The sequence below is a fragment of the Micrococcus sp. EYE_212 genome, assembly GCF_023147585.1.
In the GTDB taxonomy this organism is placed as follows: Bacteria; Actinomycetota; Actinomycetes; order Actinomycetales; family Micrococcaceae; genus Micrococcus.
The window spans coordinates 71829-93241 of record NZ_JAHXOZ010000012.1 but is presented as its reverse complement, the minus strand read 5'-3'; the positions used below and the strand labels follow the sequence as shown (position 1 = coordinate 93241).

Sequence of the window (21413 nt, the reverse complement as noted above, 5' to 3'; positions counted from 1 at the left end):
CTCAGGCCTCCGGGGGCTCGACGGCGGCGTCAGCGGCGGTGCCGTCGGACCCCGCCTGGTGCTCGCCGAGCCCTCGCACCGGCGCGTCCACGGCCGACGTCGTGGGGCGCACCGAGCCGTCCCGCATCACCTTGGAGCAGCAGTCCGGACGGCACACGTCGTACCAGGCCGGGAAGCAGCCCTGGGCGGCGCGGCCCTCGCGGCGGCCCAGGCGCTCCTCCACGATGTCCACGAGCCCGGCCACGAAGCGCGGGTCCGTCCCCGGGGTCGGGGTGCGGCGGAAGCCGACGCCCAGCTCGGCCGCGGTGTCCTTCGCCTCGGTGTCGAGGTCCCACACGACCTCCATGTGGTCCGACACGAAGCCCAGCGGCACGACCACGAAGCCCGCCACCGCGCGGCCCGTCTCGTCCACCGGCGCCTCGGGGCCGGCCAGGTTCTCCATGGCGTCGTTGATGTCCGGCTCGAGCCACGGCACCGACGGCGGGCCGGAGCGGGACTGGTACACCAGGGACCAGTCGACGTCCTCGCCACCGGGCACGCCCGCGAGGATCTCGCGGGCCACGTCGAGGTGCTGCGCGGAGTAGACGTCCGCGCCCTCGACCTCGCCCGGCTCGCCGCCGGCGGCCTCGCGGAGCGCGGCGGCGGTGCCGCGCGGCCCGGCCGCGGCGGCGTCGGAGACGGGGATCGAGTGGGTGGCGAACAGCACGTGGATCCGGGCGTCCTCGCCGAGCTCTGCGCGCAGGGACGCCAGGTCGGCGGCGAGACCTTCGCGGAAGGGGGCGATGAAACCGGGGTGGTTGAAGTACTGGCGCGTCTTGTCCAGGTCCACCTTTCCCTCCAGGCCGGTCTTCTCCATGGCCATGCCCATGTCCTCGCGGTACTGGCGGCACGAGGAGTAGCAGGAGTAGGCCGAGGTGGTGACGGTGAGGATCCGGCGATGGCCGTCCTCGTGCATCTGACGCAGCGCGTCCGGGACGTACGGCTCCCAGTTGCGGTTGCCCCAGTAGACGGGCAGGTCCATGCCACGGGAGGCCAGCTCGGCCTCGATCGCGGCCTTCAGCGCCCGGTTCTGCCCGTTGATGGGGCTGACCCCGCCGTTGGCGCGGTAGTGGGTGGCCACCTCCTCGAGGCGCTCGTCCGGGATCCCGCGGCCGCGCGTGACGTTGCGCAGGAACGGGATCACGTCCTCCTGGCCCTCGGGCCCGCCGAAGGAGGCGAGCAGCAGCGCGTCGTACTCCTTGGGCGCCATGGCGCCCGCGGCGTCGTAGTCGAGGCCGGGCTCGGCCCGCTCGACCTCGATCGGTCCGGACGGGATCGTCTCGGCGGGGGCGCCCCCCGCGGCGTTCTGTCCGCTCATCAGGCCAGCACCTCCAGCAGCTCGGCGGTCTCGACAAGGCGGCCCGTGTAGAACGGGACCTCCTCGCGCACGTGCATGCGCGTCTCGTTGTTGCGCAGGTGGCGCATCATGTCCACGAGGTCCTTCAGCTCCGGAGCCTCCAGGCCCAGCAGCCACTCCCAGTCGTTGAGGCCGAACGCGCTCGTGGTGTTGGCCCACACCTGCGGGAAGTCCTGGCCCAGCTTGCCGTGCTCGCGCAGCATGCGGGCGCGCTCCTTGGGGTCGAGCAGATACCAGTCGTACGAGCGGACGAACGGGTAGAAGCACAGCCAGTCCAGCGGCTTGCGGCCCATCGCGAAGGCCGGCACGTGCTCCTTGTTGAACTCCGCCATCCGGTCCGCACCCATCGCGGACATCACCGTGGTGGTGCGCTCCAGGAGGCGGGTGCGGCGCAGGGCGCGGATGCCGGACTGCAGGTCCTCGGGGGTCTGCGAGTACATCCACACCATGACGTCGCCGGCCTCGCGCATGCCGGAGATGTCGTAGGTGCCGCGCACGGTCACGCCGCGGCCGGCGAGGCCCTCGACGACGGCGTCGAACTCCTTGACCGCCTTGCGCGCCTGCTTGCCGGACAGGTCCAGCCAGCCCGGCTCACCCTGCGGGCGGGCGAACATCGTATAGGTGGTGAACCAGTCCTTGCCGGCGGCGGCAGGAGTGGTGGTCGCGTCCTGGGTCATGGTGCTCCGTCCTCGTTCGTCTCGTCGTTCTTCGTCGTTGCGTCCAGATCGGCTCGGGCACCGTCGGCACCGTCGGCCGCGAACACGGCCTCCACCCCGGCCACGATGGCGGCCAGGCCGGTCCCGTGCACCCAGCTTCCCACCGCGTCCAGGCCCGGCACGGGCGCGGCCCATGCGAGCAGCGCGTCGGTGGCCTCCCGATCGGGCCCGGCCTGGGGCGGGATGGAGTGGCGCCAGCGCGTGACGGCGCGGGCCACCACGTCCTGCTCGGCCAGCGGCACCCCGGTGAGGGCGGCGGCGTCGGCGAGGCCCTGGGTGAGGAGCTCCTCATCCCCGGAGCGGGGGCCGAGCTGCTCGTCCCCGCCGCCGTGGCGCCCGTAGGAGAGACGCAGCACGTGCCGGTGCGGGTGGCGCGGCTCGCCGTCGGCGCCGGGACGGGCCACGACGTCGCGCAGCCAGTCCCACTTGACGGTCGCGTGGGTGAGGGCCTTCGCCGCCACATCGGTGCCCTCGGCCACGAGCACGCCCGTGCCGCGCGGGGCGGCGTCGAGCCCGGGGGCGTCGACCACGAAGGTGGCGAGCGCGACGCCGTCGGACAGTGCCGGCCCGTCAGCCTCGCCGAGCACGCCGTGGGAGAGCGGGGAGAGCAGGTCCCATGCGGTGGACCCGTCCACGGCGAGGACCACGCGGTCCACGTCGAGCCCGCGCACCACCTCGTCGTCGCGGTCGGAGATCTGGGCCCACCACCCCTCACCCACGCGGGAGAGGGCGGCCACGCGCACGCCGCGGAGCACGGTGACCCCGTCCTCGCGGAGGGACTCCACGAGGCGCGTCGTCAGGCGGTTCATGCCGCCCTCGAGGCCGGCGACGGCGGCGCCGGGCGTGGCGCCCCCGCGCAGGGCCGCGACGCCGGCGGCGAGGCCGCCCTGGGCGACCGCGGCCGCGAGCAGGCCTGGCGCCACGCGCTCCACGTCCACCACGGCGGGGTCGGCGGAGTGCACGCCGCCGACCACGGGGCCCACGAGGCGCGTGAGCACCTCCTCCCCCATCCGGTCGGCGACCAGTTCGGCGACGGTGACGGGGCGGCCCGCGGCGAGGGCCTCGGTCCACCGGTCCATCGGCGCGTGCGCGTCGGCCCGGGCGCGCTCGAGCCCCGCGGGGCTCAGGGCCCGGGCGAGGTCGTCGGCGTCGAGGTCGCCGGGGATGCCCAGGAGGCCCAGGCGGGGGGCCGGCACCGTGGCCTCCGGGCCGTGGAGCCACGAGCCCAGCGGGGCGGGCGCGACGAGGCGGCCGCCGAGCCCGAGCTCCTCCAGGAGGGCCCGCACGGCGGTTCCGCGCACCGCGAACGACTCCGCGCCGCCGTCGAGCTCCAGGGCCTGGGTGCACCCCGTCCCGGACTGCGAGACCGAGGGGACGTCGAGGAAGCGGGAGGACAGCGCGCCGCCGAGCACTGAGGTGGCCTCGGCGAGGGTGACGTCCCAGCCCGCCTGGCGCAGCCGGCGGGCGGAGAGCAGGCCGGCGATGCCGCCGCCCACCACGAGGGCCGTCCCGCTCACGCGCGCCCCCCCGGGGTCGCGGGGATCGAGTGCACGAGCTCGACCACGCGGGTGAGCACGTCCGGATCGGTCTCGGGCGGCACCCCGTGGGCCAGGTTCACCACGTGTCCGGGGGCCGCCGCGCCGGAGGCGACGACGCCGCGCACGTGCGCCTCGAGCACGGGCCACGGGGCGGCGAGGAGGGCCGGGTCGACGTTGCCCTGCAACGGGACCGCACCGCGACCGTCGGCGCCCGGATTCGCGCGGAGGCGGCGATCGGCCTCGGCGAGCGTGAGGCGGTGGTCGACGCCGACGGCGGAGGCGCCGGCGTCGCGCATGTGGTGGAGGAAGTCGCCCGTGCCGGTGCCGAAGTGCAGCAGCGGCGCGCCCCCGGGCACGCCCGGGCCGGCCATGTCGCCCACGTGGGCGAGGGCCGCGGCCGAGTGCGCCTGGACGTGCTCGAGGTAGTCGTCCGCGGAGAGCGAGCCGGCCCACGAGTCGAACAGCTGGGCCGCCGAGGCGCCGGCCTCGAGCTGCGCGCGGAGGAACTGGCCGGAGACCCGAGCGGCCCAGCCGGCCAGCGCCGCCCACGCCTGCGGATCGCCGTGCATCATGCGGCGCGGCCCGAAGTGGTCTCGGGAGGGACGGCCCTCCACCATGTAGGCGGCCAGCGTGAAGGGGGCGCCCGCGAAGCCGATGAGCGGCCGGTCCCCGAGCTCGGCGACGGTGGCGGCGACGGCCTCGCGGATCACGTCCAGGGCGGAGTCCTCGAGGTCCGGCAGCGCCGCGGCGTCCCGGGCGGTGCGCACGGGGGCGCCCAGCACGGGGCCCACACCGGGCTGGATCTCGACGTCCACGCCGGCGAGCTTCAGCGGCACCACGATGTCGGAGAAGAAGATGGCGGCGTCCACGTCGTGGCGCTGCACGGGCTGGAGGGTGATCTCCCGGACGAGCTCGGGCATGAGGCAGGACTCGAGCATGCCGACGCCCTCACGGACCTTCTTGTACTCCGGCAGCGAGCGGCCGGCCTGGCGCATGAACCACACGGGGCGGCGGGTGGGCTGCTGGCCGCGCAGCGCCCGGATGAGCGGGCTGGCCGCGGTGGAGCGAGCGGTGTCGCCCGTGCGGAGCGGGTGCCCCGCGGGGAGCGCGGGGGCGGGGACGCCGGCGTCCGGCGTGCCGCCCTCGGGAGTCAGAGGATCAGTGGACATGACCCCATCCTCGCACCGGCTCCGCCCGCAGGCATATCGCGACGGCTGTGACGCGGGCCGCGTTCCCTGCCGATCCGGCCGCCGGCGCGTAGGATGGCTGGCGCTGTGACTGTCTTCTCCCTGGTGGCCTCGCACCACGACCTCGACCTGGACACGGTGGCCCGCTTGAGCGCGGGGACCACCGGCGTCTGCTCCGCCCTGCCCTCCCCCGCCACGGCGGGGGCGGTGGTGCTGGCCACCTGCAACCGCGTGGAGGTCTATGCGGAGGCCGCCGAGGGGCGGGTGGAGGAGGCGCGGGAGCACCTCGTGGCCGCCATCGCCGAGAGCAGCAGCCTGCCGGACGACTCCGTGCGCGGCGCGTTCCGCGTGCTCGGCGCCGATGCCACGGCCCGCCACCTCTTCGAGGTCGGCGCGGGACTGGACTCCGCCGTGGTGGGCGAGCGGGAGATCGCCGGCCAGGTGCGCCGCGCGCTCCTGGACGCCCGAGAGAAGGGCACGGCCTCCGGCTCGCTCGTCCGCCTCTTCGAGGCCGCCACGCGCACCGCCAAGGACGTGGGCTCCCAGACGGCGCTCGGCGCCACCGGCCGCTCCGTGGTCTCCGTGGCCCTGGACCTCACCGAGGAGCTGCGCGGCCTGCACGACGCCGACGCGCGCGCCGCATTCTGGGCGGATGCCTCCGTCCTGCTGATCGGCACCGGCGCCTACGCCGGGACGACTCTGGCCCAGCTGGCCGACCGCGGCGCCGTCGCCGTCGGCGTGCACTCCGCGTCCGGGCGCGCCGAGCAGTTCGTGGCGGACCGCGGCGGCTGGGCGCTCCCACTCGGCGGGGAGAACGTGGCCGGGGCCGTCGCCGAGGCCGACGTGATCATCGGCTCCTCCGGCGGGGACCGGCAGATCAGCCCCGAGCGCCTCGCCCAGCTGCGCGAGGGCTCCGCGCACCCCCTCACGGTGGTGGACCTGGCCCTGTCCCGAGACTTCGACCCCGCGGTCGCCGAGGTGGAGGGCGTGGACCTGATCACCCTCGAGTCCGTCCGCCTGGCCGCGCCCGAGCAGGCGCGCGCCGCGGTGGACGAAGCGCGCTCCCTCGTGGACGGCGCCGTCGCCGAGTACTCGGCCGCCCAGCGCAGCCGCAGCGCGGACGCCGCGATCAAGGCCCTGCGGCGTCACACCCTCACGGCCCTCGACCACGAGATGGAGCGGGTCCGGGCGCGCCACGGGTGCACCGCCGCGTCCGAGGAGGTGGAGTTCGCCCTGCGCCGCATGGTGAACCAGTTCCTCCACGGCCCGAGCGTGCGGGCCAAGGAGCTCGCCGCCCAGGGAAGGCTCGAGGAGTACGAGCGCGCCCTCGAGGTGCTGTTCGACATCGCCCCGCCCTCGGCCGCGCCCGCCCCGGCCCCCGCCGAGGAGGCCTGCCCGGCCCACCGCGCCGCGGAGGACGGGCCGGGCGCGGCCCGCACCGCATGAGCGTGCACCCCGGTGAGGGGGCGGGCCCGCGCGAGCGGACCGTGCGGATGCCGCGCGCCCAGCGGCGCCGCCAGCTCCTCGGGTGCGCACGCGGCGTGTTCGTGGAGCACGGCTACGCCGGCACGGCCATGGACCAGATCGCGGAGGCGGCCGCCGTCTCCAAGCCCGTGCTCTACCAGCACTTCCTCGGCAAGCACGAGCTCTTCCTCGAGCTGCTGGACACCGAGGTGGCCGACCTCACGGGCCGCCTCACGGCGGCCATGTCCTCCCCCGGCGACAACCGTCACCGCGTGCACGCCACGGTGGAGGCGGTCTTCGCCTACATGGGATCCCCCGGGCGCTCCCACCGGCTGCTCTTCGACTCCGGCGCCGAGCACGACCCCGAGGTGCGCGCACGCGTCGAGGCGGTCGAGCGTGCCGTGGCCTCCCAGGTGAGCCGCATCCTCGCCGAGGACACGCGCGTGGGCGACGCCGAGGCGGAGATCCTCTCCCGCGGCCTCGTGGCGTACGTGCTCGGCGCCGCTCGCCACTGGGCGGACCGGCTCGAGGCGGGTCGCCGCCCGGACGCCGCGCGGACGGCCGCGATCGTGGACGCCCTGCTGTGGACCGGGCTCTCCCACCTGCCCACCGGACGCGCCGCCTGACGGGGAGGGCGCCGCCGCCTCCGCGGATGCCGCCCGGTTACGCCACGCGCGTGAACCCCGCCCCCGCCGCATGAGGCGACAGGGCCGTCCCGTAGGCTGACCGCACATCCGCCGCGCGGACGCGTGTCCGCGCAGCGAGGAGTCCACGCACGAGGGAAGAGTGAGGTCCACCCATGGAGATCCGCATCGGAGTGCAGCACGTCGGCCGTGAGGTCGTCCTGGAGAGCGAGCAGACCGCCGAGGAGGTGCGCGCCCTCGTGGACGCCGCCCTCGCCGCCGGCTCCCTCCTGAGCCTGACGGACGTCAAGGGCCGCCAGGTCGTGGTCCCGGGCTCGAACATCGGGTTCGTGGAGATCGGCGCCAAGAAGTCCGGCCCCCTGGGCTTCGCGGCCTCCTGACCTGCGGGCCGCGCCGCCATGCCCCACCACGCCGTCGAGGTGCGCGGGTCTGAGGACGCCGCGCTGACCGAGCGTCTGGCCGCCCTCCGGGCCGAGCTCGACCTGCCGGGCGGCTTCGCCGCGCCCGTGCTCGCCGAGGCCGAGGAGTCCGCCGCCGCGGTGCTCGCCTCCCTCGGCTCGGACGCGGAGCGGGTCGACCTCACGGCCGTCCCCTTCGTCACCGTGGACCCATCCGGGTCCACGGACCTCGACCAGGCGCTGCACATCGCGGCCGCCGAGGACGGTCGGCTCACGGTGCGCTACGCGATCGCCGACGTGCCCGCCTTCGTCGCGCCCGAGGGCGAGGTGGACCGCGAGGCCCGGCGTCGCGGCCAGACCGTGTACCTGCCGGACGGCCGCGTCCCCCTGCACCCAGAGGTGCTGAGCGAGGGCGCCGCGTCGCTGCTGCCCGACGTCGACCGTCCCGCGTTCGTGTGGACGTTCACGCTCGCCGTGGACGGGGCCGTGGAGCGCACCGCGCTGGTGCGCTCCCGCGTGCGCTCGCGGGCCCAGCTCACGTACGAGCAGGTGCAGGCCTTCCTGGACTCCGCGGACGCGCCCGAGGCGGCGGCCTGGCCGGAGGAGCTCCGCGCGTCGATCGCCCTGCTGCCGGAGGTCGGACGACGGCGCACCGCGCAGGAGGTCGCCCGCGGCGGCGCGTCCCTGAACATGCCGGACCAGGAGATCCACGTGGTGGACGGCCGGTACGAGATCAGCCAGCGCATCCCGCTGCCGGCTGAGGACCACAATGCCCAGCTCTCCCTGATGACGGGCATGGAGGCGGCCCGCATCATGCTCGACGGCGGCGTCGGCGTCCTGCGCACCATGCCCGCCCCGGACGCCGAGGCGGTCGCCGCGTTCCGCGCCCGCACCCGCGCGCTGGGGCATCCGTGGGAGGAGGGCGCCGACTACGGGGCCTACCTGCGCACCGTCGACCCCCGCGAGCCGCGCCACCTCGCCGTCCTCCACGCCGCCACGTCCCTGTTCCGCGGAGCCGGGTACACCGCCTTCGACGCCGAGGCCGAGGATCCCGCCCTGCGCGCCCTCCCCGCGGATCCCGAGCAGGCCGCCCTGGCCGCGCCCTACGCGCACGCCACCGCACCCCTGCGGCGCCTCGTGGACCGCTTCGTGCTGGCCGTGTGCCACGCCCTCGTGAGCGGCGCGCCGGTGCCCGCGTGGGCCCGCCGGGCGCTGCCCGAGCTCCCCGCCCTGATGCAGGACGCCGGCCGGCGCGCCTCGGCAGCGGACCGCGCGGCCGGCGACCTCGTGGAGGCGGCCGAGCTCTCGGAGCACGTCGGCGCCGAGCTGGAGGGCGTCGTCGTGCGCTCCGGCGGGGAGTCCGCGGACGTGCAGCTCGCCCAGCCCCCCGTGGCCGTGCGCGTGCCGGCCGCGGCGGAGCCCGGCACCCGCGTGCGGATCCGGATCGACGCGGTGGACGTGGCCTCCGGGAAGGTCACGGCCTCCGGGGTAGACTGGCCCCACAGCTCACGCTGACCCCTGGGATGACCGGTCGCATCTGATCACCCACGAACCCCACTCGCCGCAGCGCTCCACGGTCCCTCGTGTCCGAGGCTCCTCGGCGGGTGACCGACCTGCCGGATCCGGCATGGCCCGCCTTCGCACGGCGCGGTCGAGACCGAGTCCAGGGGGCATCGCCCCCGCCCTTCCGCGATCGGCTCCACCACCGCGCGCACGGCGTGGCCGGGCCCACCCGCCCGTCGCTGCGACGCACGAGACGATCGCGAGTCACCATGACCGAGAACACCACCCCTGACACCGCCCAGACCGCCGCGGACGACGTCGACCCCGCGGTCGCCGAGATCGCCCGCGAGACGCTCACCGAGGACACCGTCCCGGCGGCCCCCGAGCAGACCTTCGCCGACTTCGGCGTGCACCCCGCCATGGTGGAGGCCCTCGAGGGCAAGGGGATCGTGCACCCCTTCCCCATCCAGTCGATGACCCTGCCCGTGGCCCTCGGCGGCCACGACATCATCGGCCAGGCCAAGACCGGCACGGGCAAGACCCTGGGCTTCGGCCTGCCGGCGCTGCAGCGCGCCATCGGCCCGGGCGAGCCCGGTTGGGACCGGCTGGAGGCCGCGGGCACCGCCGGCGCCCCGCAGGCTCTGATCGTGGCCCCCACCCGCGAGCTCGCCGTCCAGGTGGCCGGAGACCTCGTGTTCGCCGCGTCGAAGCGCCCCGTGCGCATCGCCACCATCTACGGCGGCCGCGCCTACGAGCCGCAGATCGAGGAGCTGCAGCGCGGCGTCGAGGTCGTCGTGGGCACCCCCGGCCGCCTGATCGACCTGCTGCGCCAGAAGCACCTGCGCCTGGACCACGTGAACACGGTGGTGCTGGACGAGGCGGACGAGATGCTGGACCTCGGCTTCCTCCCGGACGTCGAGACCCTGCTCTCCGCGGTCCCGGGCAAGCGCCAGACCATGCTGTTCTCGGCCACCATGCCCGGCCCCGTCGTCGCCATGGCGCGCCGCTACATGACGCAGCCGACCCACATCCGCGCCTCCGACGGCGAGGACGAGGGCCTGACGAAGAAGGACATCCGCCAGCTCGTCTACCGCGCGCACCACATGGACAAGGACGAGCTCGTGGCCCGCGCGCTGCAGGCGAACGGCCGCGGCCGCACCATCATCTTCACGCGCACCAAGCGCACCGCCGCCCGCGTGGCGGACGAGCTGGTCTCCCGCGGCTTCGCCGCCGGCCCGCTGCACGGCGACCTGGGCCAGGGCGCCCGCGAGCAGGCGCTGCGCGCATTCCGCAACGGCAAGGTGGACATCCTCGTGGCCACCGACGTCGCCGCGCGCGGCATCGACGTGGACGACGTGACCCACGTGTTCAACTTCCAGGCCCCCGAGGATGAGAAGACCTACGTGCACCGCGTGGGCCGCACCGGCCGTGCAGGGCACAAGGGCATCGCCGTGACCCTCGTGGACTGGGACGACCTGCCGCGCTGGAAGCTGATCGACAAGGCCCTGGGCCTGGGCCAGCCCGAGCCGCCGGAGACCTACTCCTCCTCCCCGTGGCTGTTCGAGGACCTCGACATCCCCAAGGGCACCAAGGGCCGCCTGCCCAAGGACAAGCGCACCCTCGAGGGCCTGAGCGGCGAGCGCCTCGAGGACCTCGGCGGTCCTGAGTCCACGCCCCGCGCGGGCCGCGGCGGGGACCGCGAGCGCGGCGGACGCGACGGCGCCCGCGAGGGCGGTCGAGGCCGTGTCGCCCGGGACGAGGACCGCAAGCGCGGCGGCCGGGACGGCGATCGTGGTGGCCGTGACGCCGAGCGGGAGGGCTCCCGCGACGGCGGCCGCGGTCGAGGACGCGGTCGGGGCGGGCGTCCCTCCGCGGGCGCCGCGGTGAACGGGCGCCCCGCCGAGGGCCGCGCGGACGAGCGCCCCCGCCCCGAGCACGCGGAGCAGAAGGCCTCGCGCTCCGCGGATCGCGCGCCCCGCGCCGAGCGCGTCGAGAGCCCCGCTCGTGCTGAGCGGTCCGAGCGCGCCCCGCGCACGGAGGGCACCGGCCGCCGGGCCGAGTCGCGGTCCGAGGGCCGTGCGGAGCGCCCCGCGGCGGAGGCCGCGGCTCCCCGTTCCGCGGGCACGGAGCGTGCCCCGCGCACGGAGCGCGCCGAGCGGCGCGCGGAGGGCACGAGCGACCGTCACGCCCGCCGCCGCGAGCGCAGCCGCGCCCGCATGGAGGCCCGCAAGCGCGGCACCACGCGCTGAGCCTCCCCGCCCGGCGCCGCAGCGCTCGTGGCGCCCCCGCGACCCCTCCGACGGCCGATCCGGCGCGCGGAGGGGTCGCTGCGGCTCCAGGGTCGATCACGGGTGCGGCCGGGGCCCCGGGAGTGAGAAGGGACGGTCGGGCTCACCCCCGCACGACGGCGGCGCCGGTCCCCTGCCGCTCGATCTCGGCGAGGACGTCCTCGCCGGTCGTGAACTCGCCGATCAGGTTGGGCTTGCCGGCCCCGTGGTAGTCCGAGGAGCCCGTGACGATGAGGCCGTGGCGGTCCGCGAGCTCCCGCAGCCACGCGCGCTCCGGCTCGGGGTTGTCCCGGTGGTCGGCCTCGAGGCCGGCCAGGCCCGCCTCGATCATGGACTCGATGACCTCCACGCCCACCACCCGGCCGCGCATCGTCGCCCGCGGGTGGGCGAACACGGGCACGCCGCCCGCACCTCGGATGAGCTCGACGGCGTCCGCCGGGTCCGGGGCGTGGTGCGGCACGTAGTACTTGGAGCGGCCGGTCAGGATCGTGGCGAACGCCGCGGAGCGGTCCGGAACCACGCCGAGGGTGACGAGGGCGTCGGCCAGGTGGGGGCGGCCGATCGTGGCGCCCTCCGCCGCGTGCTCCTGCACGAGCTCCCACGTGAGGGGGTAGTCCTCCCCCAGCCGTGCAGCCATCTCCTGCGCCCGCGTGAGGCGCGCCGAGCGCGCGGCCGTGAGCTCGCGCAGCAGGGTCGGGTCCTCGGGGTCGTGGAGGTAGGCGAGCAGGTGCACGCTCGTGCCGTCGGCGGCCATGCAGGACATCTCCATCCCGGGGACGAACGTGAGTCCCTCCTCGAGCGCCGCCTGCGCGGCCTCGGCCCAGCCGGAGGCCGTGTCATGATCGGTGAGGGCCAGTCCGTCCAGGCCTGCACGGGCCGCGGCCCGCACCACGTCGGCGGGCGGCTGGGTGCCGTCGGACTCCGTGGAGTGGGTGTGCAGGTCATAGCGCGCCATGAGTCCCCAGCGTAGGCGGTGCCATGATGGTGGGCATGACCGACTCCGCACAGCACCCCGCCGACCCTGCTCCCGAGGGCGGTCCCGCCGCCGAGACCAGCCCGGCCCCCCAGCCCCTGGCCGAGCGAGTGGAGAACCGCTCCCAGCGCCCCAGCTCGGACGCCTTCCGCGCCTTCATGGCCTCGGGCTGGGCGCCCGCCTCACAGGACCTGCCCGCCGCCGACGCCGTGGCCCCCCACGCCGCGCGCCGCCGCGCCGCACTCTCCGCCCGCTTCCCCGGCGAGCGCCTCGTGGTGCCCGCGGGCCGGCTCAAGGTCCGCTCCAACGACACCGACTACCGCTTCCGGGCACACTCCGCGTTCGCGCACCTCACGGGCCTGGGCGTGGACCACGAGCCGGATGCCGTGCTCATCCTCGAGCCCACGGACCCCGGGGTGGGCGACGACGGGGCCGACCACGAGGCCACCCTGTACTTCCGCCCCCTCGCGGGGCGCGACTCGGAGCAGTTCTACGCCGACCCCCGCGCGGGCGAGTTCTGGATCGGACCCCGGCCCACCCTGGCGGAGATGGCCGCCCGCACCGGGCTGCGCACCGCCGGCCTCGAGGAGCTCGAGTCGGCCCTGACCAAGGACGCCGGGCAGGGGCAGGTCCGCCTGCTGGCAGAGTCCGACCTCGACGTGGACGCCCAGGTGGCCGCCGCCCGCACCGAGGCCGGCCAGGACCTCGCGGCCGCCCAGGCCGCCGACGTCGAGCTCGCCGAGTTCTGCTCCGAGCTGCGCCTCGTGAAGGACGAGTGGGAGGTCGACCGCATGCGCGCCTCGGTGGCCGCCACGATCGCCGGCTTCGAGGACGTCGTCCGCGCCCTGCCGCGCGCGGTGGGCCACCGCCGCGGAGAGCGCGTCGTGGAGGGCGCCTTCTTCGCCCGCGCCCGCGAGGAGGGCAACGACCTCGGCTACGACACGATCGCCGCCGCCGGGAACAACGCCACCGTGCTCCACTGGATCCGCAACACCGGGGAGGTCCGCGACGGCGACCTCCTGCTCCTGGACGCGGGCGTGGAGGACGACTCCCTCTACACCGCGGACATCACCCGCACCCTCCCGGTGAACGGGGCCTACACGGAGGTGCAGCGCCGCGTGTACCAGGCCGTGGTGGACGCCGCCGACGCCGCGTTCGCCATCGTGAAGCCGGGCATCCGCTTCCGCGAGATCCACGCGGAGGCCATGCGCGTCCTCGTGGATCGCCTCTCCGCGTGGGGCCTGCTGCCGGTCTCCGCCGAGGAGGCGCTGTCCGAGGAGGGCCAGCACCACCGCCGCTGGATGCCGCACGGCACCTCCCACCACCTCGGCCTGGACGTGCACGACTGCGCGCAGGCCAAGCGGGAGCTCTACCTCGACGGCGTGCTCGAGCCGGGCATGGTGTTCACGATCGAGCCGGGGCTGTACTTCAAGGCCGAGGACCTCGCGATCCCGGAGGAGTACCGCGGGATCGGCGTGCGGATCGAGGACGACGTCCTCGTCACGCAGGACGGCGCGGAGAACCTCTCCGCCGCCCTGCCCCGCGCCCCCGAGGACGTGGAGGCCTGGATGGCGCGCCTCCAGGGGTGATCGGCGCGGGGGGCTCTGGCTAGGCTCGCGGGCATGACCGCCCACCTCGTCTCCGAGCTCACCGACCTGCGGGAACGCCTCCTCGACGCCGAGGCCGAGCACGCCGCCCTCATCGAGCGTGTGCGCGAGCGCCACCGGCCCTCCGCCCGCAACCTCGTGCACTACGTGGCCCTGCGCGGCACGGACCTGCGCCCCCTCCAGGACGCGCTCAGCGAGGTGGGGCTCTCCTCCCTCGGGCGCATGGAGGCGGGGGTGCTCGGCCACCTGGACGCGGTGCTCCGCGCGGTCCGCGCGCTGGACGGCGCGCCTGCGGCCGAGCCCACGGCCGAGCCCGACGACGGCGCGCCGTCCGCGCTCACCCCCGCCGTGGGGCGGGAGATCCTCGAGCGCAACGCGAACGCCCTGCTGGGCCCGATGCGCCAGGACCGGCAGACCCGCGTGATGGTCACCATGCCGAGCGAGGCCGCCACCGACCCGGAGCTGGTGCGCGGCATGGCGGCGGCGGGCATGGACCTGGCCCGCGTGAACTGCGCCCACGACGGGGAGGACGCGTGGGCCGCCATGATCGACACGCTGCGCGGCCTCGGCTCGGAGGAGCGCCCCGCACCGCGCGTCGCGATGGACCTGGCCGGGCCCAAGCTGCGCACGGGCCCGCTCGAGCCGGGGCCGCGGGTGCTCAAGGTGAAGCCCTCGCGCGACGACGGCGGGCAGGTCCTGGAGCCGTCCCGGGTGTGGCTCGGCGCCGCTCCGGACGGGGCCGGGGAGCACCCGGCGGGGGACGGCGTCGTCGTGCCCCTGCAGGACCCGGACGTGCAGGTGCTGGCCGCCCTCGAGCCGGGCGACGAGGTGGACCTGAAGGACGCGCGCGGATCCCGCCGCACGCTGATGGTGGAGCGCGTGAGCGGCGCCGGACTGCTCGTGAGCACGGTCCGCACCGTGTACTGGGAGACCGGCATGCGGGTGGACACCCCGCACGGGCCCCTCACGGTCGGCGAGCTGCCCCCGCTCGAGCAGAGCATGCGCGTGCAGGTGGGCGAGGACGTGGTGCTCACCCGCTCGATGCAGGCGCGCCCCGCCGTCGCCGCCCCGCCCTACCGCATCGGCTGCTCCCTCGAGCAGGCCTTCCGGGACGTCTCCGTGGGCGACCGGGTGTGGATCGACGACGGCCGGATCGGCGGCGAGGTGACCGCCAACGACGGCGAGGAGATCACCCTGACGGTCACGAACGCCGGGCCGGCGGGCGCCAAGCTGAAGGCCGAGAAGGGGATCAACTTCCCCGACACCGCCCTCGAGATCCCCGCGCTCACGGCGGAGGACCTCTCCCACATCCCGTTCGTGGCCTCCCACGCGGACATGGTCAACATGTCGTTCGTGCGCTCGGCCGCCGACGTCGCCCGCCTCATCGAGGCGCTCGAGGAGCAGGACGCGAAGGACGTGGACGTCACCCTCAAGATCGAGACGGTGGCCGCGTTCGAGCAGCTGCCGCTCATGCTCCTGGAGGCCATGCGGTGGAACGACGTGGGCGTGATGATCGCCCGCGGCGACCTCGCGGTGGAGGCCGGATTCGAGCGCATGGCCGAGCTCCAGGAGGAGATCCTGTGGCTCTGCGAGGCCGCCCACGTGCCCGCGATCTGGGCCACGCAGATCCTCGAGTCGCTGGCCAAGAAGGGCCTGCCCTCGCGCGCCGAGATCACCGACGCCGCGATGGCCCAGCGCGCGGAGGCCGCGATGCTGAACAAGGGCCCCTACATCGAGGACGCGATCACCTCGCTGGGCGACATCCTCGCCCGCATGGGCGGTCACACCCGCAAGAAGGGGGACATGCTGCGGCGGCTGGAGTCCTGGAGCCTCTGAACGGGGCGGCGGTCCCCCGACGACGACGGCCCGGCCCCTCGGGGGACCGGGCCGCGGTGTGCGGGGCGGCGCGTCAGGCGCGGTGGGAGCCGCCCTCGGACGGAGGCTGCGGCCCGGGGCGGCCGCCGCGTGCCTCGATGAGGCGCGCGACCTCCTCGGGGGGCAGGCTCACGCCGTAGGAGCGGTCGAGGCCGGCCGGGGCCGCGGGCGTGCCGGCCGGGGCCGACGGAGCGGGCGTGCCGGCGTCGTGGTCCGCGGGAGCGGCCTGGTCCGGGGCCGCCGTGATGGGGGCCGGAGCCGCCGGCGCGGGGGCCGCCGGGGCCGGGCGGGCGGTGAGGCCGAGCTCCTGGCGGGCGCGCGCGGCGTGCTCGAAGGCGATCACGAGGTCGTAGCCGGCGGGCACCACGGCCTGCGAGGAGGCGAAGCCGTGCCGGCCCTTGCGCAGCGCGAACCCGATCACCCCGAACAGCAGCCACACGGCCAGGCCCAGCAGCGCCGAGGTGAGGATCTGGAGCGGCCCTCCCGACGGGTCCAGCAGGAGGAGGAACGCGCCGATCAGGGCGCCGAACATCAGGCCCCGCACGCCCGCCCCGAGCGCCACCTGGGCGTAGTTGAGGCGGCCGCGCACCCGCTCCACCACGCGCAGGTCCTTGCCGACGATGGAGACGGCGCTGACCGGGAAGTCCGTGGCGGCCAGCCGGTCCACCTGCTCGCGCGCCTCGGTGTACGTGGAGTAGGTGGCCACGAGCTCTCCGCGGGGCAGGCCCGTGTCGCCGGATCCGGGGGCGGGGCTGGACATCATGAAGGACATGTCCCCATTGTGCCTGGCCGCGGGCGCGGAGGCCCGGGAGTCCGCCCACTGCGGACACCCGCCCCACCGGGCGGGCGCGGAGAGGACCCACTAGGCTGGCCCGGTGAACTCCCCCAAGATCTTCGTGGCCCGCCTGCTGGGCCTGGACGTGTTCGACCCGCTGGGCGACCGTCTGGGCCGGCTGCGCGACGTCGTGGTCCTGGACCGGGGCGGGGTCGCCACCCCCGTGGCCACCGGCCTGGTGATCGAGGTCCCCGGCAAGAAGCGCGTCTTCGTGCCCATGACCCGTGTGACCTCCATGGACTCGGGCCAGATCATCACCACGGGCCTCATCAACCTGCGCCGCTTCTCCCGCCGCGGCGGGGAGCAGACCGTCGCGGGCGACCTCTTCGACCGGCGTGTGCGCCTCACGGACGGCTCGGGCGAGGCCGTCCTCGAGGACATCGGGCTGGAGCAGCAGCGCAACGGCGACTGGCTCGTCTCGGACATGTACGTCCTGCGCCCCACGGGCCGCGGCGCCTTCGGCCGCCCGCGGGGAGAGCACCTGCTCCTCACGTGGGACGAGGCCCGCTGGGCCGGGCAGGCCGAGCCGCAGGGGGCCACGAGCTTCGTGGCCGCCCACGAGGACCTCAAGGCCGCCGACCTCGCGGACATGATGCACGAGATGCCGGAGAAGCGCCGCGTGGAGGTCGCCAACGAGCTCCAGGACGAGCGCCTCGCAGACGTCCTCCAGGAGCTGCCCGACGACGACCAGGTCCAGATCCTCTCCCACCTGGACATCGAGCGCGCCGCGGACGTCCTCGAGGAGATGGACCCCGACGACGCCGCGGACCTCCTCCACGAGCTGCCCGACTCCCAGCAGGAGCTGCTCCTGGAGCTCATGGAGCCCGAGGACGCCGAGGACGTGCGCCGCCTGCTCGAGTACGAGGAGGACACGGCCGGCTCCGTCATGACGCCCGTGCCCGTGATCCTCCCGCCCGAGGCGACCGTGGCCGAGGCCATGGCCACCATCCGGCAGCACGAGATCTCCCCCGCGCTCGCCTCCCTCGTGATCGTGGCCCGCCCGCCGCTGGAGACGCCCACGGGACGGTTCCTGGGCGTCGTGCACTTCCAGCGCCTGCTGCGGTACCCGCCGCCCGAGGCGATCGGCAACATCATGGACAAGGACCTCGAGCCGGTCTCCGACCTGGCCCCACTGGCCCACGTCACCCGCGAGCTGGCCACGTACAACCTGACGTCCATCCCCGTCGTCAACGCCCAGCACCGCGTGGTGGGCGCCGTGAGCGTGGACGACGTCCTCGACCACATCCTCCCGGACGACTGGCGCGCGATGGACCCGGACGACCATCCGGCCGCCGCCGGCTGACCCCTCCCGCACCACCCCCCGAACCGCATCGACCGCACGGACCGCACCGAAGGAGTGAGCATGTCGCAGACCACGAGGGAGCCTCGCGAGACCCGAGGCACGGGCCTGGACACGCCGCTGAGCGCGCGCCGACGCCGAGTGCCCCGCTTCAGCCCCAACCCGGACGCCTTCGGGGAGGCCACCGAGGGCATCGCCCGGTTCATGGGCACGCCGCAGTTCCTCGTGTGGATGACCCTGTTCTGCCTCCTGTGGGTCGGCTGGAACAGCTACGGGCCCGAGGGCCTGCGCTTCGACTCCGCGGCCCTGGGCTTCACCGCGCTGACCCTCATGCTCTCGCTCCAGGCCTCGTACGCGGCCCCTCTTCTCCTCCTCGCCCAGAACCGCCAGGACGACCGGGACAAGGTGTCCATGCGCGAGGACCGCGACCGGGCCGAGCGGAACCTCGCGGACACGGAGTACCTCACGCGGGAGATCTCGGGCCTGCGCATCGCGCTGCAGGACGTGGCCACCCGCGACTTCGTGCGGGGCGAGCTGCGCGGCGTGCACGAGGACCTGATCGGCGAGCTGCGCGAGTCCCTCCGCGAAGAGCTCCGCGCCGAGATGCGCGCGGACCTGCTCTCCCCCGCCTCGGACGGCGGGGACGCCGCCGGCTCCGTGAAGAAGGCGAAGAAGAAGAAGTCCCGGGACCGCGACGGCGGCGCGCGGCCCGGCGGGGACGCCGACGACGCCCAGACCACCACGCTCGCGATCATCGCGGCCCAGGAGGCCGCCGAGGAGGCCGCCGCTCGCGTCCGGGAGGACGACGCCGCCCCCGGCCCGGACGCGACCGGACCGAGCGCCACCGGATCGAGCGCGGCGGACGGACGGCGATGACCGAGTCCCCGCAGGCCGACGCCGGCCTCCCGCTGCCCGCCGTCCGCACCGAGCTCGAGCGGGCCGTGCTCGCGGCCCTGGCCGACGTCGTCGACCCGGAGATCCGCCGCCCCGTCACGGAGCTCGGCATGGTGGAGTCCGTCCGCGAGACCGCCCCGGGCGAGGTCGAGGTGGCGGTGCTGCTGACCATCACGGGCTGCCCCCTGCGCGGGACCATCGAGGCCGACGTCACGGCGGCCGCCGCCGCGGTGCCCGGCTGCCGGTCCGTGGCGGTGCGCGTGGGCGTCATGACCCCCGAGCAGCGCCGCGCCCTGCAGGACTCGCTGCGCGGCGCGCGCCCTGCCAACCCGTTCGCCGCGGGCTCGCTCACCCGCGTCCTGGCCGTCGCCTCGGGCAAGGGCGGCGTGGGCAAGTCCACGGTCACCGCCAACCTCGCCGTCGCCCTCGCCGAGCGGGGCCTGGCGGTCGGGCTGATCGACGCCGACGTGCACGGCTTCTCCATCCCCGGGCTCCTGGGCGTGGATGCCTCCCCGACCCGTCTCGAGCAGCTGATCCTGCCGCCCGTGGCCCGCGGCGTGAAGGTCATCTCGATCGGGATGTTCCTGGACGCCGACCGACCGGTCGCGTGGCGCGGCCCCATGCTGCACCGGGCGCTGGAGCAGTTCGTGACGGACGTGCACTGGGGCGACCTCGACGTGCTGCTCGTGGACCTGCCGCCGGGCACGGGCGACATCGCGATCTCCGCGGCCCAGCTGCTGCCGGACTCCGAGCTCGTGGTGGTGACGACCCCCCAGCACGCCGCCGCCCAGGTGGCCGCGCGCGCGGGTCAGCTCGCGCAGCAGACCGGCCAGCGCGTGGCAGGCGTGGTGGAGAACATGGGCCCCATGGCCCTGCCGGACGGCACGGTGCTGGACGTGTTCGGCACGGGCGGCGGCGCCGAGGTGGCGGAGCGGCTCACCGGCGCGCTCGGTGCGGACGTCCCCCTGCTGGGCTCGGTGCCGCTGGATCCGGCCCTGCGCGTGGGCGGGGACACCGGCGCCCCCGTGGTGGCCTCGGCACCGCAGAGCCCAGCGGCGCGCGCCCTGCTGGCGATCGCCGAGCGGCTCGCGGTGCGCCCCCGCAGCCTGGCCGGGCGCCGGCTGCCGTTCAGCCCGCGCTGAGCGCCGGGATCACCGCGGCGATCAGGTGGCGTCGACGTCGAAGGGTGCGGGCGCCAGGCCGAGCAGCTCGAGCGGGTCCGGGCCCGCGGCGGCCGGGACCGGAGCCGGGCGCTCCTCGGCCACCATGGCCTCGGCGCGGCCGGAGGCCATGAGGGCGACGGCCGCGCCTCCCACGACGGCGGTCCCGGCACCCGGGACGACGGCGGCGGCCACGGGGGTGAGCTCGGCGTCGGGGGCGGCGGTGCCCGTGGCGGACGCGACGGCGGTGGACTCGACGTCGGTGGCCTCGGCGGCGCTGCTGCCCGTGCCGCCCGGGCGGCGGAAGAGGGAGCGGGGGTCCATGTCCGCGATGTCCTGGCGGGTCAGCCCGCCGTGGAGGTCCTCGGGGGCCACGCCCGTGAGCGCCTGGGCCCGATGCGCGGCGGTGGAGGAGCCGCTGCCGTCCACCGGCTCGGTGAGGGCCTCGCGGATGATGCGGCGGGGATCGTACTGACGGGGGTCGTACTTGCGCCAGTTGACCTCGTCGAAGTCCGTCCCCGTCTCCTCCTTGAACTGCGTCTTGGCGCCCTCGGCCATGTCCCGCATCCGGCGGAGCCACTGGGTGAAGGCGCGGGTGTACTCCGGGAGCTTCTCCGGACCGAGGATGATCACGGCGAGCACCAGGAGGACGATGAACTCGGATCCGTTGATTCCTGCCACGGTGGAGACTCTACTAGAGGCTCACCGACGCCCCACCGCGAGGATGCCGGCCACCCGGCCCATGCTCGGAACGGCCTCGACGATCCGCTCGAGGCCGCGCTCGAGGCGGTCCGTCACGGCGTCGTCGCGCCGCAGCTCGGTGAGGCCGGACCGGTCCGAGACCACGAGGAGGGTGAGGAGGGGCTCCGCCTGCTCGCGTGGCAGCGTGGACTCCACGCGGTAGGCCGCCTGCGCCGTCGCGAGGTCCGCGATCCACCCCTCTCCGGACGGGTCGTCCGTCAGCCGGTAGGCGACACCGCCGGGGAGCCGCCTCCCCGGCATTGCGGCGTCCTCGCGCCCCGACGCACAGCCGCGGGGCACAGCGGTCGCGGAGCGCGAGCGGCACTCGTGCACCGTGACCGCCGGCTCGGCGCGCCCCCAGACCACCGCGACCTCCAGCAGGTCCGCCGCCTGCTCGCCGCGCACCTCGAGGGGCTGCAGGCCTGCGCCGGTCAGGGACGGCACGGTCCAGCCGAGGCCGCGGAGCTCCTCCACGGTGGCCCCCGGGGAGGACGCGGCGGCGGACTGGCGCTGGACGACCCCCAGCGCGTCCGTCGGACCGGCCTGCGCCCGGGCCACGCCACGCGGCGCGCCGGCCACCCACACGGCCGCGAGGAGCCCGCCCAGCAGGACGACCATGGCCAGCGCCAGCACGACGAGGCGGCCGGACACGCCGCGCACGGGGAGCACGGGATGGGTCACGGCCGCGGGGCGGGCGTCCACGGAGCGCGCGGCGTCCAGGACGCGGGCCCGCTCACGGGCGGTCCGGGCGCAGTCCGGGCAGCGGGAGAGATGGGCCGCCAGCCGGCGGCCCGCCGGGCGCGAGAGCACGCCCTCGAGGTAGGCGTCCAGGTGGCGCAGCGAGTGATGAGGGCTCATCCCGCCCCACCTCCTCCTGGTGCGCCGACTCCCGGA

The 21413-nt window shown here is 75.6% G+C and carries 18 protein-coding genes; 10 read left to right on the top strand and 8 right to left on the bottom strand.

The annotated features are described in order from the left end of the window. Position 1: 1 nt before the first annotated feature. The 4 genes from KZX60_RS09075 to hemE form a co-directional block, all read right to left on the bottom strand. Positions 2–1249, bottom strand: a complete 1248-nt coding sequence (locus KZX60_RS09075) for a ferrochelatase (protein WP_248117667.1) — start codon at positions 1247–1249, stop codon at positions 2–4. 107 nt (positions 1250–1356) lie between these two features. Next, positions 1357–2073, bottom strand: a complete 717-nt coding sequence (gene hemQ, locus KZX60_RS09070; protein WP_248117638.1) for a hydrogen peroxide-dependent heme synthase — start codon at positions 2071–2073, stop codon at positions 1357–1359. Continuing rightward, the gene (locus tag KZX60_RS09065) at positions 2070–3629 is read right to left on the bottom strand and encodes an FAD-dependent oxidoreductase (RefSeq protein WP_248117636.1); all 1560 of its coding nucleotides are present in this window, start codon (positions 3627–3629) and stop codon (positions 2070–2072) included. Before KZX60_RS09065 ends, hemQ begins: the two co-directional genes overlap by 4 nt. Next, positions 3626–4819: a uroporphyrinogen decarboxylase gene (gene hemE, locus KZX60_RS09060; RefSeq protein WP_248117634.1), complete on the bottom strand. Its 1194-nt coding sequence runs from the start codon at positions 4817–4819 to the stop codon at positions 3626–3628. Before hemE ends, KZX60_RS09065 begins: the two co-directional genes overlap by 4 nt. A gap of 105 nt (positions 4820–4924) precedes the next feature. On the opposite strand from hemE, the gene KZX60_RS09055 reads away from it, so the two are divergent. From KZX60_RS09055 to KZX60_RS09035, 5 genes are all read left to right on the top strand, one after another. Further along, positions 4925–6283 carry a glutamyl-tRNA reductase gene (locus KZX60_RS09055; protein WP_248117631.1) on the top strand — a complete coding sequence of 453 codons (1359 nt, stop codon included), beginning with the start codon at positions 4925–4927 and terminating at the stop codon, positions 6281–6283. Then, positions 6280–6927, top strand: a complete 648-nt coding sequence (locus tag KZX60_RS09050) for a TetR/AcrR family transcriptional regulator (protein WP_248117630.1) — start codon at positions 6280–6282, stop codon at positions 6925–6927. Before KZX60_RS09055 ends, KZX60_RS09050 begins: the two co-directional genes overlap by 4 nt. A 173-nt stretch (positions 6928–7100) precedes the next feature. Then, positions 7101–7325: a DUF3107 domain-containing protein gene (locus tag KZX60_RS09045; protein WP_248117628.1), complete on the top strand. Its 225-nt coding sequence runs from the start codon at positions 7101–7103 to the stop codon at positions 7323–7325. Between the two features lie 18 nt (positions 7326–7343). After that, entirely contained in the window at positions 7344–8858 is a 1515-nt protein-coding gene (locus tag KZX60_RS09040) for an RNB domain-containing ribonuclease (RefSeq protein ID WP_248117626.1), read from the top strand. Positions 8859–9115: 257 nt separating this feature from the next. Beyond that, the gene (locus KZX60_RS09035) at positions 9116–11095 is read left to right on the top strand and encodes a DEAD/DEAH box helicase (protein ID WP_248117624.1); all 1980 of its coding nucleotides are present in this window, start codon (positions 9116–9118) and stop codon (positions 11093–11095) included. 142 nt (positions 11096–11237) lie between these two features. Here the strand turns inward: KZX60_RS09035 and KZX60_RS09030 are convergent, their stop codons facing one another. Continuing rightward, positions 11238–12089, bottom strand: a complete 852-nt coding sequence (locus tag KZX60_RS09030; protein WP_248117622.1) for a PHP domain-containing protein — start codon at positions 12087–12089, stop codon at positions 11238–11240. Between the two features lie 35 nt (positions 12090–12124). Here KZX60_RS09030 and KZX60_RS09025 point away from each other — a divergent pair, with 35 nt between their 5' ends. Beyond that, positions 12125–13696 (top strand): aminopeptidase P family protein, encoded by a 1572-nt coding sequence (locus KZX60_RS09025; RefSeq protein ID WP_248117620.1) that lies wholly within the window; start codon positions 12125–12127, stop codon positions 13694–13696. A 33-nt stretch (positions 13697–13729) separates the two neighbouring features. Further along, on the top strand, positions 13730–15550 hold the full coding sequence (locus KZX60_RS09020; protein WP_248117618.1) for a pyruvate kinase: 1821 nt from the start codon (positions 13730–13732) through the stop codon (positions 15548–15550). 73 nt (positions 15551–15623) lie between these two features. On the opposite strand, the gene KZX60_RS09015 is transcribed toward KZX60_RS09020, so the two are convergent. Further along, positions 15624–16361 (bottom strand): general stress protein, encoded by a 738-nt coding sequence (locus KZX60_RS09015; protein WP_248117616.1) that lies wholly within the window; start codon positions 16359–16361, stop codon positions 15624–15626. 103 nt (positions 16362–16464) lie between these two features. Between KZX60_RS09015 and KZX60_RS09010 the strand changes: the two genes are divergently transcribed. Genes KZX60_RS09010 through KZX60_RS09000 form a run of 3 tightly spaced genes read left to right on the top strand, consistent with a single transcriptional unit; the run spans position 16465 to position 19760 of the window. Continuing rightward, complete coding sequence (locus tag KZX60_RS09010) at positions 16465–17727, top strand: CBS domain-containing protein (RefSeq protein ID WP_248117614.1); 1263 nt, start codon at positions 16465–16467, stop codon at positions 17725–17727. A gap of 60 nt (positions 17728–17787) precedes the next feature. Further along, positions 17788–18600 carry a DUF1003 domain-containing protein gene (locus tag KZX60_RS09005; RefSeq protein ID WP_248117606.1) on the top strand — a complete coding sequence of 271 codons (813 nt, stop codon included), beginning with the start codon at positions 17788–17790 and terminating at the stop codon, positions 18598–18600. Further along, positions 18597–19760, top strand: coding sequence for a P-loop NTPase (locus KZX60_RS09000; protein WP_248117604.1), 1164 nt, complete (start codon positions 18597–18599; stop codon positions 19758–19760). Before KZX60_RS09005 ends, KZX60_RS09000 begins: the two co-directional genes overlap by 4 nt. Positions 19761–19781: 21 nt before the next feature. On the opposite strand, the gene KZX60_RS08995 is transcribed toward KZX60_RS09000, so the two are convergent. Both KZX60_RS08995 and KZX60_RS08990 read right to left on the bottom strand, forming a co-directional pair. Beyond that, the gene (locus KZX60_RS08995) at positions 19782–20459 is read right to left on the bottom strand and encodes a twin-arginine translocase TatA/TatE family subunit (RefSeq protein ID WP_248117602.1); all 678 of its coding nucleotides are present in this window, start codon (positions 20457–20459) and stop codon (positions 19782–19784) included. 21 nt (positions 20460–20480) lie between these two features. Then, on the bottom strand, positions 20481–21377 hold the full coding sequence (locus tag KZX60_RS08990; protein WP_248117600.1) for a zf-HC2 domain-containing protein: 897 nt from the start codon (positions 21375–21377) through the stop codon (positions 20481–20483). Positions 21378–21413: the final 36 nt, after the last annotated feature.

Bases quoted from the DNA above. Each gene is read 5' to 3' on its own strand.
- KZX60_RS09050 (WP_248117630.1), top strand. From the start codon at position 6,280: ATGAGCGTGCACCCCGGTGAGGGGGCGGGCCCGCGCGAGCGGACCGTG.
- KZX60_RS09045 (WP_248117628.1), top strand. From the start codon at position 7,101: ATGGAGATCCGCATCGGAGTGCAGCACGTCGGCCGTGAGGTCGTCCTG.
- KZX60_RS09075 (WP_248117667.1), bottom strand. From the start codon at position 1,249: ATGGCGCCCAAGGAGTACGACGCGCTGCTGCTCGCCTCCTTCGGCGGG.
- KZX60_RS09040 (WP_248117626.1), top strand. From the start codon at position 7,344: ATGCCCCACCACGCCGTCGAGGTGCGCGGGTCTGAGGACGCCGCGCTG.
- KZX60_RS09015 (WP_248117616.1), bottom strand. From the start codon at position 16,361: ATGTCCTTCATGATGTCCAGCCCCGCCCCCGGATCCGGCGACACGGGC.
- KZX60_RS09025 (WP_248117620.1), top strand. From the start codon at position 12,125: ATGACCGACTCCGCACAGCACCCCGCCGACCCTGCTCCCGAGGGCGGT.
- KZX60_RS08990 (WP_248117600.1), bottom strand. From the start codon at position 21,377: ATGAGCCCTCATCACTCGCTGCGCCACCTGGACGCCTACCTCGAGGGC.
- KZX60_RS09030 (WP_248117622.1), bottom strand. From the start codon at position 12,089: ATGGCGCGCTATGACCTGCACACCCACTCCACGGAGTCCGACGGCACC.
- hemQ (WP_248117638.1), bottom strand. From the start codon at position 2,073: ATGACCCAGGACGCGACCACCACTCCTGCCGCCGCCGGCAAGGACTGG.
- KZX60_RS09000 (WP_248117604.1), top strand. From the start codon at position 18,597: ATGACCGAGTCCCCGCAGGCCGACGCCGGCCTCCCGCTGCCCGCCGTC.
- KZX60_RS09020 (WP_248117618.1), top strand. From the start codon at position 13,730: ATGACCGCCCACCTCGTCTCCGAGCTCACCGACCTGCGGGAACGCCTC.
- hemE (WP_248117634.1), bottom strand. From the start codon at position 4,819: ATGTCCACTGATCCTCTGACTCCCGAGGGCGGCACGCCGGACGCCGGC.
- KZX60_RS09005 (WP_248117606.1), top strand. From the start codon at position 17,788: ATGTCGCAGACCACGAGGGAGCCTCGCGAGACCCGAGGCACGGGCCTG.
- KZX60_RS09035 (WP_248117624.1), top strand. From the start codon at position 9,116: ATGACCGAGAACACCACCCCTGACACCGCCCAGACCGCCGCGGACGAC.